13 protein-coding genes are annotated in these 14,766 nt (G+C 53.6%); 6 read left to right on the forward strand and 7 right to left on the reverse strand.

Annotated elements, in window-relative coordinates; all coding sequences use genetic code 11:
- Positions 1–199: 199 nt before the first annotated feature.
- The 7 genes from V3O24_RS06575 to V3O24_RS06605 all read right to left on the reverse strand — a co-directional run bounded on the left by V3O24_RS06575 (position 200) and on the right by V3O24_RS06605 (position 7,397).
- Complete coding sequence (locus V3O24_RS06575) at positions 200–1,756, reverse strand: glycerol-3-phosphate dehydrogenase/oxidase (protein ID WP_331306663.1); 1,557 nt, start codon at positions 1,754–1,756, stop codon at positions 200–202.
- Complete coding sequence (locus tag V3O24_RS06580) at positions 1,753–2,538, reverse strand: glycerophosphodiester phosphodiesterase (protein WP_331306664.1); 786 nt, start codon at positions 2,536–2,538, stop codon at positions 1,753–1,755. The genes V3O24_RS06575 and V3O24_RS06580 overlap by 4 nt, the downstream gene beginning before the upstream one ends.
- Positions 2,539–2,592: 54 nt before the next feature.
- Positions 2,593–3,429, reverse strand: coding sequence for a metallophosphoesterase (locus V3O24_RS06585; RefSeq protein WP_104422722.1), 837 nt, complete (start codon positions 3,427–3,429; stop codon positions 2,593–2,595).
- 206 nt (positions 3,430–3,635) lie between these two features.
- Positions 3,636–3,836, reverse strand: a complete 201-nt coding sequence (locus V3O24_RS06590; RefSeq protein WP_331306665.1) for a hypothetical protein — start codon at positions 3,834–3,836, stop codon at positions 3,636–3,638.
- Between the two features lie 164 nt (positions 3,837–4,000).
- A complete protein-coding gene (gene gstA, locus V3O24_RS06595; RefSeq protein ID WP_331306666.1) occupies positions 4,001–4,609 on the reverse strand; it encodes a glutathione transferase GstA in 609 nt (202 codons plus the stop codon).
- A gap of 201 nt (positions 4,610–4,810) precedes the next feature.
- Complete coding sequence (locus V3O24_RS06600) at positions 4,811–6,307, reverse strand: DHA2 family efflux MFS transporter permease subunit (protein WP_331306695.1); 1,497 nt, start codon at positions 6,305–6,307, stop codon at positions 4,811–4,813.
- A gap of 73 nt (positions 6,308–6,380) precedes the next feature.
- A complete protein-coding gene (locus tag V3O24_RS06605) occupies positions 6,381–7,397 on the reverse strand; it encodes an HlyD family secretion protein (protein ID WP_331306667.1) in 1,017 nt (338 codons plus the stop codon).
- A 71-nt stretch (positions 7,398–7,468) separates the two neighbouring features.
- Here V3O24_RS06605 and V3O24_RS06610 point away from each other — a divergent pair, with 71 nt between their 5' ends.
- The 6 genes from V3O24_RS06610 to V3O24_RS06635 are packed head-to-tail and all read left to right on the forward strand — an operon-like array spanning position 7,469 to position 14,743.
- Positions 7,469–8,083, forward strand: a complete 615-nt coding sequence (locus V3O24_RS06610) for a TetR/AcrR family transcriptional regulator (RefSeq protein WP_331306668.1) — start codon at positions 7,469–7,471, stop codon at positions 8,081–8,083.
- Positions 8,070–9,347, forward strand: a complete 1,278-nt coding sequence (locus tag V3O24_RS06615) for a TolC family protein (RefSeq protein ID WP_331306669.1) — start codon at positions 8,070–8,072, stop codon at positions 9,345–9,347. The genes V3O24_RS06610 and V3O24_RS06615 overlap by 14 nt, the downstream gene beginning before the upstream one ends.
- Positions 9,348–9,388: 41 nt before the next feature.
- Positions 9,389–10,498: an efflux RND transporter periplasmic adaptor subunit gene (locus V3O24_RS06620; RefSeq protein WP_331306670.1), complete on the forward strand. Its 1,110-nt coding sequence runs from the start codon at positions 9,389–9,391 to the stop codon at positions 10,496–10,498.
- The gene (locus V3O24_RS06625) at positions 10,477–12,441 is read left to right on the forward strand and encodes an ATP-binding cassette domain-containing protein (RefSeq protein WP_331306671.1); all 1,965 of its coding nucleotides are present in this window, start codon (positions 10,477–10,479) and stop codon (positions 12,439–12,441) included. The genes V3O24_RS06620 and V3O24_RS06625 overlap by 22 nt, the downstream gene beginning before the upstream one ends.
- Positions 12,438–13,592: an ABC transporter permease gene (locus tag V3O24_RS06630; RefSeq protein ID WP_331306672.1), complete on the forward strand. Its 1,155-nt coding sequence runs from the start codon at positions 12,438–12,440 to the stop codon at positions 13,590–13,592. Before V3O24_RS06625 ends, V3O24_RS06630 begins: the two co-directional genes overlap by 4 nt.
- The gene (locus tag V3O24_RS06635; protein ID WP_331306673.1) at positions 13,589–14,743 is read left to right on the forward strand and encodes an ABC transporter permease; all 1,155 of its coding nucleotides are present in this window, start codon (positions 13,589–13,591) and stop codon (positions 14,741–14,743) included. The genes V3O24_RS06630 and V3O24_RS06635 overlap by 4 nt, the downstream gene beginning before the upstream one ends.
- The last annotated feature ends 23 nt before the right edge of the window (positions 14,744–14,766 follow it).

Raw genomic sequence — 14,766 nt, forward strand, 5'->3', positions numbered from 1 at the left:
GACAAATGGTACAAGTTAGAGACAACATTATCGCAGACAGGATTTAATATACAAATTTCTTGGCTATCATAAAAAACAGGACCATTGACCAAGCTATAATCAGGACTCCATAGCCACCTTAAAAATACCGCCGCAAAAAGCATTGAACCCGATTATCGCCCGTTCATATTTTTTGACGCACATTTCCACGACTGCCTGATCAGATATTTTGTCTGCTGCAATTGCCGAGTTCGTTATTTAAAGTAGCCTCATCCCAACCCCGCGTTCTTGCTGTCATTTCGGCGAGATAACGCAGCTCAGCCTCAGTCATTTTGGCCAAGATTAGCAACGGAATTCGCCGTCTGAGCAGATCATCCAGATGCACGACCATTTCATTTTCGGCACAGAACACCAAATCGGCGAAGATAAAAGGCAGCGTTGGCGTTATCCGCTTCGCCAACTCAGCATCCCGCTCGATTAATTGAAAAATCATCGACACGCGTTTTGCGTGTCGCCGTACCAGCCATTGGGCGCTTTCGCCGTCGATGCCCAGCGTTACGGCTTCGGCCAAAGCTTGCTCCTCCCACAGCCGGTAATCCTGATCCGGCAGCCACGGAAACGGCCTGCCGTTGGTACGGCAAGGCTCATTGCGGCCTAAATTTTCACAAAGCGTATTGACGATTTGAGCCGCATCCTCGCGCGCCGACGTGATTTTTCCGCCGATGGAAGTCAACAGGCCGTTCTTGGCGACTTTCAGTTCCCAGTCGCGACTGACCGCAGACGGCGCTGTTTTTAAACTCTGTTTTAAAACGCGCAATCCCGCGTAACGCCCGATAATGTCGGCCTCAGCCCAGTTCACATCAAGCACTTGATTGGCTTCGTCCAGCAGGTAATCGACTTCATCCGCTTCAACAGAGACCCGATCGACATCGCCGGTATAATCGGTATCCGTGGTGCCCAACAGCGTCAACCCGTACCACGGAATCATAAAGAACACCCGCCCGTCCGATTGCGCGGTCAGCAACAGCGCTTCATTATCCAGCGCCTTGGGCAAGATCAGATGCACGCCCTTGGTCAACCGGCAACCGCTTTCAATCGTCCATTGCCCGGTGGCATTAACGATTTGCCGGGCGTAGACGATTGCTGTTTTGCCGTTGACCTGGTCTTGAACTTTGGCCCCGCAGACTTGCCCCTTATCTTCGATAAAGTCGGTCACTTTGCAGTAATTCACGCATACCGCCCCGGCCGATAACGCGCCGTCAATCAATTCCAAAACCAGACGGGCATCGTCGGTCTGTGCGTCGGCATAAGTAAAGCCGCCGGTTAATAATGAGGAATTGAGACAGGGAAAACGCTCCGCGAATGCGGCCCGGCTGAAATGACGATGGACTTGCCCGGAGTAAAGCGTCCCAGCCAAAAAATCATAAAGCATCAAACCGAGTTTCAAGCGAATGCCGTTTAGCCTGCTGCCCTTAAAAACCGGGATGCCGAAACGCAACGGCCAGACGCGGTGCGGTGCGGCCTTCTTCAACATCTCGCGTTCGCGCAAGGCTTTTTTAACCAGCTTGAAGTCCAGCGATTCCAGATAGCGCAGGCCGCCGTGTATCAGCTTGGTGGAAGCGGACGAGGTTCCCGAGGCCCAGTCGCCCTGATCGACAATGGCAACCTTCAATCCGCGCAAAGCGGCATCATACGCAGTCCATGTACCATAAATGCCGCCGCCGCAAACCAGCACATCAAAATGCCGGTCGGCCAGTTGCGCAAAGTCCCGTTTCACGAATCGCGCATCCGCAATGCCAGTTGCGGGTAGTCGGTAATCAGGATATTGACCTTCAGATCCAGCGCCTTTTGAATCTCCTCGACGCTGTTGCAGGTATAAACCCCGACGCCTTTGCCGTTGTCGCGCAAAAGCTTGGCAATAGAATCGTTATGGATGTCGATCGGCAGGCAAAAACCGGCAAGGAAGCCGTGTTCTACCATAAATTGCTCAACGTCGGCCTGGGTGTGATGACCGGACAGCAGATAGTAAAGCGGTAAATCCGGCGCGTGTTGATGGGCAAAAATCAGGCCGGGCAGGCTGAATGAGGAAATAAACACGTCATCGGCGGAGGATGCGCCGATGATCGCCAGCATTTTCAGGATTTTAGTTTCCAACCGTTGCCGCGATTCCCCGTCGCGGCGTTTAAGCTCAATATCCAGGCGGCAACGTCCCCGGAAACTATCGATAAACTCCTGAAGGCTCAACGCGCCTTCAGGCAACGCATCGGGCGAGCTGTATCCGGCAAAATCCATTTGTTCAAGCTGCGCGAAATTAAAATCGTCGATGCATTTTCCCGGATGGCCCAATTTATCCAGCTCCCAGTCATGCCAGAGCACAGGCACCTCGTCCAGACTCAGCTGTACATCCGTTTCAATGCCGTCAATCGGGTATTGCAGGGCTTTGTTGAAGGCGGCTCGGGTGTTTTCGGCAATTGCTCCACCTCCTGCATCCAAGTCGTCGGCGGCTTCCCTGCTAGCGCCGCGGTGGGCAAAGATTAAGCATGTGTTCCGGTTGCTCATTACTTCATTCCTCATTAACCTTAATTTTATTCGCTGATACCCAAGCTCAAATTATTATGCCACCAGTCTTGGGTTTACCAGTTCCAACACCGCGATTTCCGGGTAGCAATTAAACCTCACCGGCAAAATTGCCCAACCGATCCCTCGGCTTATAAAAAGCGGGGTTCTTGGCGTGGCGATAAGGCCGCTAGAATAGTCTTTGTTTTTTACCGGCAATCTGGGCGCGCCCAAAAAAGGTATTACGACCTGCCCGCCGTGGGTATGACCGCTCAGCACCAAAGACAACGGCGTTTCAAACCCCGTATCGACCGAATCCGGGTTATGCGACAACAGTATCCTACAATCGCCTTGATCCGAACTGGAAAATACCCTGTCGATCATTAGTTCGTCGCCCCAAAAGTCCCCTGCCCCGCCGATCAAAATTCGGTCGCGCCCTTTGTAAATCGGCTTGCATTGATGCCGAATATTCTGTCCCGATCGTTCCAGCCAATACAGGGATCTGTTGGAATCGCCCCAATGATCATGATTACCCAATACCGAATAGACGCCGTACCTTGCACTTAGCTTGGACAAAATAGGCCATACCGTATCGATTTCTTCAATCGTGTTCCGATTATGGACATAATCGCCGGTACATACGATCGCATCCGTGTTTAAGCTGTTTGTCCGGTGAACTATTTCTTCAACAAACGACGGTGAAACCAGAAAACCCAAATGTATGTCCGTCAGGTGCGCCAGCGTAAAGCCGTGGAACGAAAGCGGCAGATTATCGACAGGAATTTTATACCGATTCACCTGCACGATGTTTCGCTCGATCAATATCGGATAACTCCCGGCAAAAGCAAGTGCGCCGCAGGATAGCGCTGATTTAAGAAAGGATCTTCTGTTCATAGGAGCATCTCGAATTAGGTTAATGCAGTCACTAGCCTTTATGGGATTTGCATAATTAGGGAATCTCGAAGGCCTAAGCTCTAGCTTCGCGAAACTGGAGGCAGCAGCCTCCAAAACCGAATTTCTAAGCTAGAACCTGGGAACTAGCAAAACTGAGATATAACGCACGACATCTTCAAGATCGCGGCGGGCTGACAATGACAGCGTTACCTCATAATCCATGAGGGCAGTTCTTTTTCCAGCTGCTCAACTGTAACGCTTTCTCCGCGATCAAGCTCCGCCATTACTTGACGTACAGCCACAATAAACTCAATTTCTTGCGCAATCTGGTGTAAAGAAACTTCATCCGGCAGCCGCAAAAGCAAATCTTTGATAATTTCCTTGCTGCTCATGTTGCCGGTATTCATAAATTAATTTCCTGACGGCCTGACTGTTTTGATGGGACCGAGTATAAAACAACGGAACATGGCGTACAAACGAATACATCCTTAAGTCATTCATGGTTCGACAAGGCCCTCCTGAGCGTAGCCGAAGGGCTCACCACGAACGGCTTAAGGAAACCACGTTCGATTCAAATAAGCCCTTCTTCCGTCATCGCTTTTTGCACCGCCGGACGCGCGGAAATTTTAGCGACATAGTCCACCAACACCGGCCAGCGGGAAATATCGACATCGACATACGCGCCCCAACCCAGCGTGACGAACAAATAGGCATCTGCCACGGTAAAATGCTCGCCTAGCAAAAATGCCCGGTTCGCAAGCTGCTCCGCGACGGTTTCCAGACGCGAAGTCAGTGACGCAATCGCCATTTTTTTAGCGGCTTCAGGCGTGGCGGGGTTAAACAACGGCCCGAATCCGCCTTTATGAATCTCGGTTGCAATAAAATTCAGCCATTGCTGCAACCGATAACGTTCGAACGTGCCCGCTGAGGGGACTAAGTGCTTACCCGGCGCCTGATCGGCAAGATACTGAACAATCGCCGGACCTTCGGTCAGCCGGTTGCCGTCGTCCAGTACCAGCACCGGCACATAACCGTTAGGGTTTATCGACAGGAAATCCTCCCCGGTTTTGGTGCGCTTAGTCGCCAAATCGACTTCAATGAGTTCAATCGGCAGTTCCGCTTCGCAGGCTATGATATGGGGCGATAATGAACAGGCCCCTTTGCTGTAATAAAGTTTCATGATTTTTTCCTCCGGGTTGCATTAAATTAATAAACAAGGCTGATCAAATGAAAACAATCTGTCATTAAATACACCACATGGTCACGCCATGCAAGGTTTTGCGCTATCGACGACAACGGGTCGATCTTTATGGTTGCTACTAACAACCGGAGTGCAGGCACCCAAAGCAGGCGCATTAGGCGAAGCTTGCACTTCCTGACTTCACTCGTGAATTACCGCATTTCCTTTTTCCACCTTCTGTAAAAAAGGCGCAACAACCAGCGAAGCCGCGAACATAACGGCGATAACCTGGAACAGGTTATTAAAGGTCATCACTTCCGCTTCCCTCATCGCAAGCCCGGTGATTTGCTTTAACGCGGCCAGATCGGGATCGGGTAAATTCATTTGCCCCATCGACTCGGTTAATCCTTCCAGTATTTGCTGCGCCTGGTAGCTGGTTGCGGTAACCGAGTCGCGCAACACGGCATAATGCGCTTTGGTTAAATAAATCATTTGCGTATTGGCGACCGCGAGCCCGATCGCACCGCCCAAATTACGCATCAGGTTATAAAGCCCGCTGGCGTTTTTAACTTCTTCGACCGGCAACCGGCCTAAGGCCAGCGTGTTGATCGGCAGGAAGCACAGCATCAAGGCGCTGCCCCGGATAGCCTGCGGCCAGAAAAACTCCCAATAGCCGGATTCGACGGTTAAATTGCCATTCAACCACGAACCCAGCGCAAACAAGCCAAGTCCCAGGCACAGCATCCAGCGCAAATCCATTTTTTTCTCCAATGGCCCCGCGATAAACGCGGAGAGTAACTGGAATATGCCGACAACCATCAAATAGTGGCCGATTTGCAGACTGTTAAGGCCTTTAACGCTGGACAGATAAATCGGCGTCAGATAAATGATCGTATAAAGCCCCACGCCCAGTACAAAACTGTAACCGCAGCCTATCGCAAAATTGATATTGCGGAATGCGTAAAGGTCGATGATCGGGTGAGGCGTTTTTAACTCCCACACCAGCATGCCGATGCCGCTGACGACCGCGACAAGGGTCAACGCGACAATCAGATGATCTTCAAACCACTGCTCGCTTGCGCCTTCTTCGAGCACAAACTGCATGCTGCCCAGGAACACGGCAATCAGCGCTATGCCGACAAAATCGATTTTCTGCAGCAGCGACCAGTCCGGCCGGTCAATATCGAGGTACTTCCACACCAGGACGCAAACGATGATGCCGGGGATGACGTTGATCAAAAACAGCAATTCCCAGTTGTAGGTTTCGGTAAGATAACCGCCCAGCACCGGGCCGACGGTCGGGGCCATCGTCACAATCAAGCCGAGCACGATGCTCATGCTCGGTTGCAATCGCGGGGGGAATAATATGAAGATCACGGTAAAGGTCATCGGGATCATCGCGCCGCCGACAAAGCCCTGCAAACAGCGGAACGCAATCATCGACGGCAGGTTCCAGGCGAATGCGCAAAACAGGCTGGCCAGCGTGAATCCGCCCGCCGAGATGACGAATAAATAGCGGGTCGAAAACACCCGGCCCAGCCAGCCGGACAGTGGAATAACGATGACTTCGGCAATCAGGTAAGAAGTCTGCACCCAGGCGATTTCATCCTTGGTCGCGGACAGCCCGGCCTGGATTTTCTGCAAGGAACTGGCGACGATCTGGATGTCCAGCACCGCCATGAACACGCCAATCGCCATGCTGAAAAAACCGATCCAATGACCCAGGGTCAATGGCGCTTCGGTATCCTGCTGATCCGTCTTTACCACGGGCTTAATGCACTTTGACTTTAACTTCGGCCGACAAGCCCGGCCGTAGCAGCTGGATGTTCTCGGACGCGTCGAAGACTATCTTGACCGGCACCCGGCGCACAATTTTGGTGAAGTTGCCGGTGGCGTTTTCCTCGGGCAGGATGCTGAATTCGGAACCGCTGGCCGGTGAAAAACTGTCCACTTTACCGGCCAATTCAAGGTCGGGATAGGCGTCCACTTTAATCGTAACAGGCTGCCCCAAGCGCATGTGTTGCAGCTGGGTTTCCTTGAAATTCGCCTCAACCCAGATTTTGCTGTTTTGCACCAGAGAGGCCAACGCAACGCCGGGGCGGACCAACTGCCCAAGCTGCACGCCGCGATTGCCGATGACGCCGTCTACCGGCGCTTTGATCTGGGTATGTTCCAGGTCGATTTTCGCCAGGCTCAATTGCGCCTTGGCGTTTTCCAGCCGCGCTTCGGTTTCGGTGATTTCAATATCGAGCGTCGCTAGCTGGGTATGTTCCGCGTTGGCTGCGGATTGCGAGCCTCTGAGTTCGGCCGCGGCCTGTTTGGACTCCGATTCAACCTTATCCAGGGATTGCCTGGCCGCCGATCCCCTGTCAATCAGGTTCTGAAAGCGTTCCAGATCTTTCTGAATATGCTCCCGCCTGGCTTGCACCGCCGCTATGTTGGCGCCCGCGGTTTCGACATGCGCCCGCTGGGAGGTTTTCATCGCCCGCAAACGCTGGATATGCGCTATTTCCGCGCTGACATTGGCCTCGGCCTGAATGACCCTGGCCTGATAATCCCGGTCGTCAATCGTCACCAGCACATCGTTTTGCTTGACCGCCTGATTGTCGTTGACGGCTATCTGCGTCACATAACCCTGCACCCTGGGACTGATCAGTACGATGTTGCTTTGCAAATAGGCATCATCGGTGGCTTCGTATTGCCGGCGATCCAGCAGCCAGTAGCCTGTTCCTGCGACCAAAGGAAGGGCTATCAATAAAATCAGTAAAACAGAACGGAAACTGCGCATAAACGACCTTGATAAACTAAACGGTTTAGTTTAGTCTAACTTATCATTTGGCATTACGCAAAAATAAAACAATGACTTCAGAACCCATCGATCCTAAGCGGCAAGCCATTCTTGATGGCGCGACCCGCATGTTTCTGGCGCACGGCTACCGCAACGCAAGCATGGAAAAAATCGCCCAGGCCGCACCGGTTTCCAAGGCGACGCTGTACAACCATTTCGACAGTAAAAGCGCCCTGCTCTCGGCGGTCATTTCCGACCGTTGCAAATCTTTACTGCAAACCATGACCCAGGTCACTATCGAACTGGATGATGTCGAAAACAACCTGACCCAAATCGCGACATCCGCCGTGGACTTGATTTTCTCCGAAGACGCCCTGGCCATTTACCGGCTGGTGGTGGCGGAAAGCCCGGATTTCCCGGAACTGGGCCAACTGTTTTATCAAAGCGGGCCGCAAGCCGGACTGACGCAGCTGGAAAATTATTTTCGGCGCTTGAATGCCACCGGAGATTTCAGCATTATTGATCCTGTATTTGCGGCAGACGCGTTTTTCAGCATGTTGAAAGGCGACCTGCATTTGCGCTGCCTATTGTCGAAAACGCTGCGGCCTTCCGCCGACGAAAAAAAACGCCTGATCTCACAGGTCATTGCTTTTTATATGCGGGGAATACTCCATGCCAAGCCATAACCATTATGTAATCGGCGCGTTACTGCTTCTTGCCGCCACCGCGGCTAATGCGGAAACGCTGGAAGACGCCTGGAGCAGCGCCATTAACAACAACCACCAGATCAAAGCGGCGAAAGCCGACACCAGCGCCTCCGAACAGCAGCTGCATTCGGCGGAGGGCCAGCGCTTGCCCGACCTCAACGTCAGCAGCAGCTATACCCAGCTCAGCGAAACGCCGGCAGCCAAAACACAGATCAGCGGGCAAACGGCGACGTTCAACATGTCCCAGCCCGGCAGCGTCAAGGCCCAGGCGATGGCCTCGGTGCCGATTTTTACCAGCGGACGCATCAGTCACAACATTAATGCCGCCGAAGCCTCATTGCAGGCGGTTCAATCCAATGAGACCACCTCGGCATTAAACATCAAAATGCAGGTGGCGGAAGCCTATATCGCGGTATTGCGCATGGAAAGCGCCTTGCAGGTAGCCCTTAGCCATGTCGATGCGCTGGAGCTGCACATGAAGGATGTGAACAATCTGTTCGATCAAGGCATGGTCGCGCGCAACGACGTATTGACCGTCAATGTGGAATTGGCCAATGCCCGGCAGCTGGTCGTGCAGGCGAGCAATCAACTGGACATTGCCAAGGCCCGCTATAACCAGTTGCTGGACCGGAATCTCGCCGACGAGGTTAAGCTGGCCCATCAATTCCCTGAAACGCCTCAGGGAACCTTAAACGAGCTGAGCGGCAACGCATTAAAACAGCGTCCCGAACTGGTCACGCTGGCCCAGCAAATAGAGTCGCTGGAGCAACAGGCGCAGAGTGTAAAAGCCGCGCTGTTGCCGCAGGTCGCGGTCAATGGCGGTTACCAATACCAGGAAAACCGCTATCAGGCCTTTGAAGGCATGTGGACGGCCAATGTCGGAATGGATTGGAAAATCTTTGACGGCAGTTCAGGCCATCGCAGCGATGCGCTTACCCGGCAGGCGATTTCGTTAAAAGAACAACGCGACGACTTATCCAGCATGATCGGCTTGCAGGTAAGACAGGCCTGGCTGGATATTCAGGAAACGCAAAAGCGCATAGCCGTGGCTCAGCAGGCCATAGCACAAGCCGATGAAAACATGAAAGTCACCGCCGACCGCTACCAGCAAGGTTTGTCCACCAATACCGACGTGCTTAAGGCCGAAGATTTGCGCACCACCAGTCATGGCAACTTCAATAATGCCAATTATGATGCGACACTAGCCGCGCTGCATTTGCGGCGCGCGTTAGGTATTTTGTAACACTGGGTTTTCTTGAAATCAGGCCGGCAGGAACATCGAATATGGAAACAAAAATCCGCACATCCACTATCGTCGCGCTACTGATCGGCGGCTTGCTGATCGCGCCGGCAGCCTGGTGGCTAATATGGCGCGAGCCGCCTTTCCCCGAGGGGCTGGTTCAAGCCAATGGCCGCATCGAGGGCGATCATTACACCGCAGCCGGCAAATGGTCCGGGCGCGTCACCGAATTGCTGGCCAGGGAAGGCGACCAGGTTGAAAAAGGCCGGATTCTGGTCAAGCTGGATGATGTCCAGACCCGCGCCCGACTAGATCAGGCCAAATCGGGCGTGGATGCGATTAAAGCAAAACTCACGGCCGCCCGGACCTCGCTGTCAGTGTTCAAGAAAAATGTCCCGTTAAAGATAGAAACGGCTAAAGCGGGGCTTACCCATGCCAATGCAAGCCGGGTTTCCGCCGATGCGACTGAAGAACAGGAACGCAAGGATGCCGAGCGCTTTCGCGAACTGTTAAAAAGACAGACGGTAGAACAACATCGCAGCGAACAGGCCGAGCTAAGCTGGAAGGTGGCGCGCGCCCAACACACCACGACTCAAACTGCCGTCACCCAGGCGGAAAAACTGCTGGCCGAAGCGAGTCTGGGTTGGGAGCAGGTTAAAGCGCAGGAGGATGAAGTCGCGGCGCTGGAAGCTCAGGTGACGCAGGCGGAAGCCGCGCTGGCCGAGGCGCAAAGCGTGCTGGACGATCTTGTTGTCCGAGCCCCTGCAAGCGGCATGATAACCACCCGTATCGTCGATGCCGGCGAAGTGGTCGCGGCCGGCAGTCCGCTGTTCGATATTGTCGATCTGGATCGTCTGTATCTGAAAGTCTATGTGCCGGAGAAAGAAATCGGCAAGGTTCGCCTGGGGCTGGCCGCCCAAATTTATACCGACGCATTTCCTGACCGGCCTTTCCCGGCAACGCTGCGTTATATCGCCTCCCAAGCGGAATTCACGCCTAAAGAAGTACAAACGCCCGACGAACGGGTCAAGCTGGTATACGCCGTCAAACTTTATCTGGATGAAAACCCGGATCACCGCTTGACTCCCGGTCTGCCCGCCGACGCGGTGATACGCTGGCAGGAGAATGCGCCATGGGCGAAACCGCGCTGGTAAATGAAAAACCCGTCATCAAAGTACAGGGATTTTGCAAAAGCTATAAAAAACAGCCTGCCGTAAAAGGCGTCGACCTGAGCGTCGAGCGTGGCGAAATTTACGGACTGATCGGGCCGGACGGCTCCGGCAAGAGCAGCCTGATGAAAGCGATTGCCGGGGTGCTGTCCTTTGAACAAGGCGAGTTGGAAGTATTCGGCATCAAGGTTGATTCCGAATCGGCTGCCGAGCTTATAAAGGCCCGGTTGGGATTCATGCCTCAGGGGCTGGGGCTTAATCTCTACGCTGACTTGTCGGTAGAGGAAAATATCGATTTTTTTGCGCAACTGCGCCAGGTAACGCCCGCCCAACTTGACCAGCGCAAACGGAAACTGCTCGGCATAACCCGGCTGGACAAGTTTCGCGACCGGCCGATGAAAAATCTCTCCGGCGGCATGAAGCAAAAACTGGGTCTGGTTTGTACGCTGATTCATGAACCTGAACTGATCATCCTTGATGAACCGACGACCGGCGTCGATCCGGTTTCGCGCGGCGATTTCTGGGCCATACTGGCCGAACTGCTGCGCGAACAGGGCGTTACGGCCTTGGTTGCTACCGCGTATATGGATGAGGCGGCCCGTTTCCATCGACTTTCCTTGATGTATGACGGACTCATACTGGCCGCTGGGGAACCGGAATTTATTTGCCGTCAGGCGCAAGGAAGTCTGGTGGAGCTGTCGGCCGAACCGCAGATTCAGGCGCTGGATCAACTTAAAAATCATTATTCGCAGGTCGAAGCCATCGGCTCCCGGTTGCGGGTTTTTGTCGATAATCAGTCTTCGGATCAGGCGGCAAAAACAGTCTCCGGTTTGCTGGTTGGCGTCGATATTAAAGCCATTCGCGCGTCCCAACCCGAGCTGGAAGATGCTTTTATCGCCTTGTTGCGCAGGCAGCGGCTGTCCGAGCAGAAGACAAACTCGCATACCGTTCCCCGTTTCGATAAACCCTTGCTTCAAAATCAGGGCATCGCTATTGCGGCGCGGCAATTAACCCGCGATTTCGGCCGGTTCCGCGCGGTCGATCAAATCGATTTCACGGTTCGGCAGGGCGAGATATTCGGCCTGCTCGGAGCCAACGGCGCAGGCAAGACGACCGCGATTAAAATGCTGACCGGCATACTGCCGCCGACCGGCGGCGAGGGCCAGGTTGCGGGCGCCGATATGCGCTATGCCGGGCAGACCATCAAGGAGCGCATCGGTTATATGTCGCAGGCGTTTTCCCTTTATCTGGACCTGACGGTGATCGAGAACATCCGGCTTTATGCCCGCATTTACGGCGTCAACAGAGACATCATCAAGCAGCGCATAGCCTGGGTCATCGATATTGCCGGGTTAACCGATGTCACCGGACAGATGACAGCCGGTCTGCCGATGGGCATCCGCCAGCGACTGGCATTGGGTTGCGCGTTGGTCCACCAGCCCGGCGTGCTTTTTCTGGATGAGCCCACCTCAGGCGTCGATCCTGTCGGGCGACGCCGTTTCTGGGATATTCTGGTACATCTTGCCCGCGTGGAACAGGTCGCTATTTTGGTGACGACGCATTACATGAGCGAGGCCGAGCATTGCGATCATCTGGCGCTGATGTATGCGGGCCGGGTCATAAGCGATGAGTCGCCGACAAACATGATCCAGTCCTTGCAACAGGAGGCGGGACAATTGCTTGAAATCACCACCGACCGTCCGCTGGAAACGCTGGCTTTGCTTAAACAGGCCGGGTTCAACGGCGCCGCTTTATTCGGCAAACATATCCATCTGCTGGCGCTGGATATTGCAGCCGCGGAAAAACAGATTCGCACGTTGCTGGATCGGCAGGCTATCCGGCTGATTGATTCAACGATCCACGCGCCTACGCTGGAGGATGTTTTTGTTTACCGGGTTCTGGCCCTGGAAAATAAGGAGCGGTTATGAACTTAAGCCGGGTCTGGGCGGTGGCCTATAAAGAATGGCGTGAAGTTTTGCGCGACCGGCTGTTTTTCACCATGGCTTTTGTGCTGCCTTTATGCATCTTTCTGGTGCTGGGCTGGGGAATTTCCTTCGACGTGGAAAAGATCCCGTTCGCCGTACTCGATCAGGATAAGACGGCGATGAGCCGGGACTTTCTGCACCGGTTTATCGACTCCCGTTATTTCAACTACAAAGGCGATGTCCGCAGCGAACGCGAATTCGACGCGCTGCTCGCGCATAGCGACATACGCTTTGCGATTGTCATCCCGCCCAAATTTCAGGAGCGTCTGCTGGCCGGACAATCGACATCGGTGCAAAGCCTTATCGATGGCGTTTTCCCTTACCGGGGACAGGTAACCCGAAGTTATGTATCGGGTATTATCGCCAATTTTAATCGTCAGTCTTTGGCCGGTTATTTAACCGGCGCCCGGGGCCTTTCCCAGGAACAAGCCCTTGGCCGGGTAGCCCCCGTGTTGCTTGAACCCCGTTATTTGTACAACCAGGCCCTTCGCAGCCAGTGGTCTATGGCGTCAGGATTGATGATGCTGGTGTTGATGGTGACTCCGCCGTTTCTTACCGCGTTGGGCGTGGTGCGGGAAAAGGAAAACGGTTCCATCTATAATATTTACGCCTCCACTATCAGCCGTAGCGAATTTATTCTGGGTAAATTCCTGCCTTATCTGCTGATTTCCTGCTTGAACATTCTTGTTCTCTGGTGGGTGGTCATGAACGTGTTCGGCACCCCATTCAAGGGCGACCCGCTGTTTTATTATGCCGCGTCGGTGATTTATGTGATCTGTACGGCCGGTGTCGGCCTGCTGGTATCGTTGCTGGTTCAAACCCAGGTTGCCGCGATAACGCTGACGATGGTGATTTCCTTTGTTCCGGCTATGCTGTACTCGGGTCTGCTGGTGCCTATTGAATCAATGGAGCCGGGAACCCGATTCGAGGCGCATTTGTTCCCGACGCTTTATTATCTGCGTATCTCTTGGGGCAGTTTTCTTAAAGGATTGGGCTGGGCCGAACTTTGGTTCGAGGTGGCGGCGCTAATGCTCTACGCGGTTATCCTGTGGGTTGTCGGTTACCTTAATTTCCACAAAAGGCCGAGGCGATGAACGGCAACCGTTTCCTGTTATGGTGGGACCGCGTGATAGCCATGACCGTTAAAGAGCTGAAACAGCTTTTCCGCGATCCGGTCCTGCTTGCGATCATTGTTTATTTTTTTACCGCCGACGTCTATCTCGCAGGCGAAGGCATCAAGCTGAATCTTCACAACGCATCGGTGATGGTCATCGATCACGATCATAGCGCCGCGTCCCGTGAATTGATTTACCGCTTTCGCCCGCCTTATTTTGATTTGAAGGGGGAAATTTCCGGCAAGAAAGAAGCTGAAAATTTGTTAAATAAAGGAAAAGTCCTGGCTGTACTGGATATACCGGAACATTTCCAACGGAACCTGTTGCGGGGAAAGCAAGTCGCTGTTCAATTGCAGGTGGATACCAGCGATACGGTACTGGGCACACTGGCAACCTCGTATGCCGCGCAAATTACCGCGGACTTCGGCCAGGACTTTGCGATGCAAGAGCTTGGGCTGGCCGCCGGGCAGACGGATAACCTGCCCGTTATTGAGGACCGGCACCGGGTGCTGTACAACCCCAACCAGATTGACGGCTGGTTTATGTCGATCTCGGAGCTGTTGACCGTGATCACGATACTGTCGATGCTGCTGCCCGCTGCCGCTGCGGTTCGGGAAAAGGAGCGCGGAACCATTGAGCAGCTCGCGGTGTCTCCGCTGACGCCGTTACAGATTCTGCTGCCCAAAGTCATCGCGATGAGTCTGGTAATTCTTCTGGGTACTGCGGTATGTTTATTTCTGATTATCATCCCGGCCTTCCATTTGCCGGTTAAAGGCAGCATCCCGCTGTTCTTTGCGGTAACGGCTTTGTATGTATTCGCCACCTCGGGGATAGGTTTGTTCATAGCCACCGCCAGCCGTACCTTGGGCCAGGTGACGATGCTGGTGGTTTTACTGATGATGCCGATATTGCTGCTTTCCGGCGTATGGACGCCGCCGGAAGCCATGCCGCAAGGTCTGCGCTGGGCCATGACTTTTTCACCGTTGTATTACTTGACCGAAATGAGCTATGCCATTTTGCTCAAAGGAGCGGACATGTATATTTTGAAGGATTTGCTGCTGGGTTTAACGCTGTTGGGCATTGCCTTCTTCAGTTTCGGCGTGTGGCGTTTCCGGCGGCAATTCGGATAATCCGCTTCCGCTTGCTTGATAGA

The organism is Methylobacter sp. Wu8 (assembly GCF_036440755.1).
Classification (GTDB): domain Bacteria; phylum Pseudomonadota; class Gammaproteobacteria; order Methylococcales; family Methylomonadaceae; genus Methylobacter_A; species Methylobacter_A tundripaludum_A.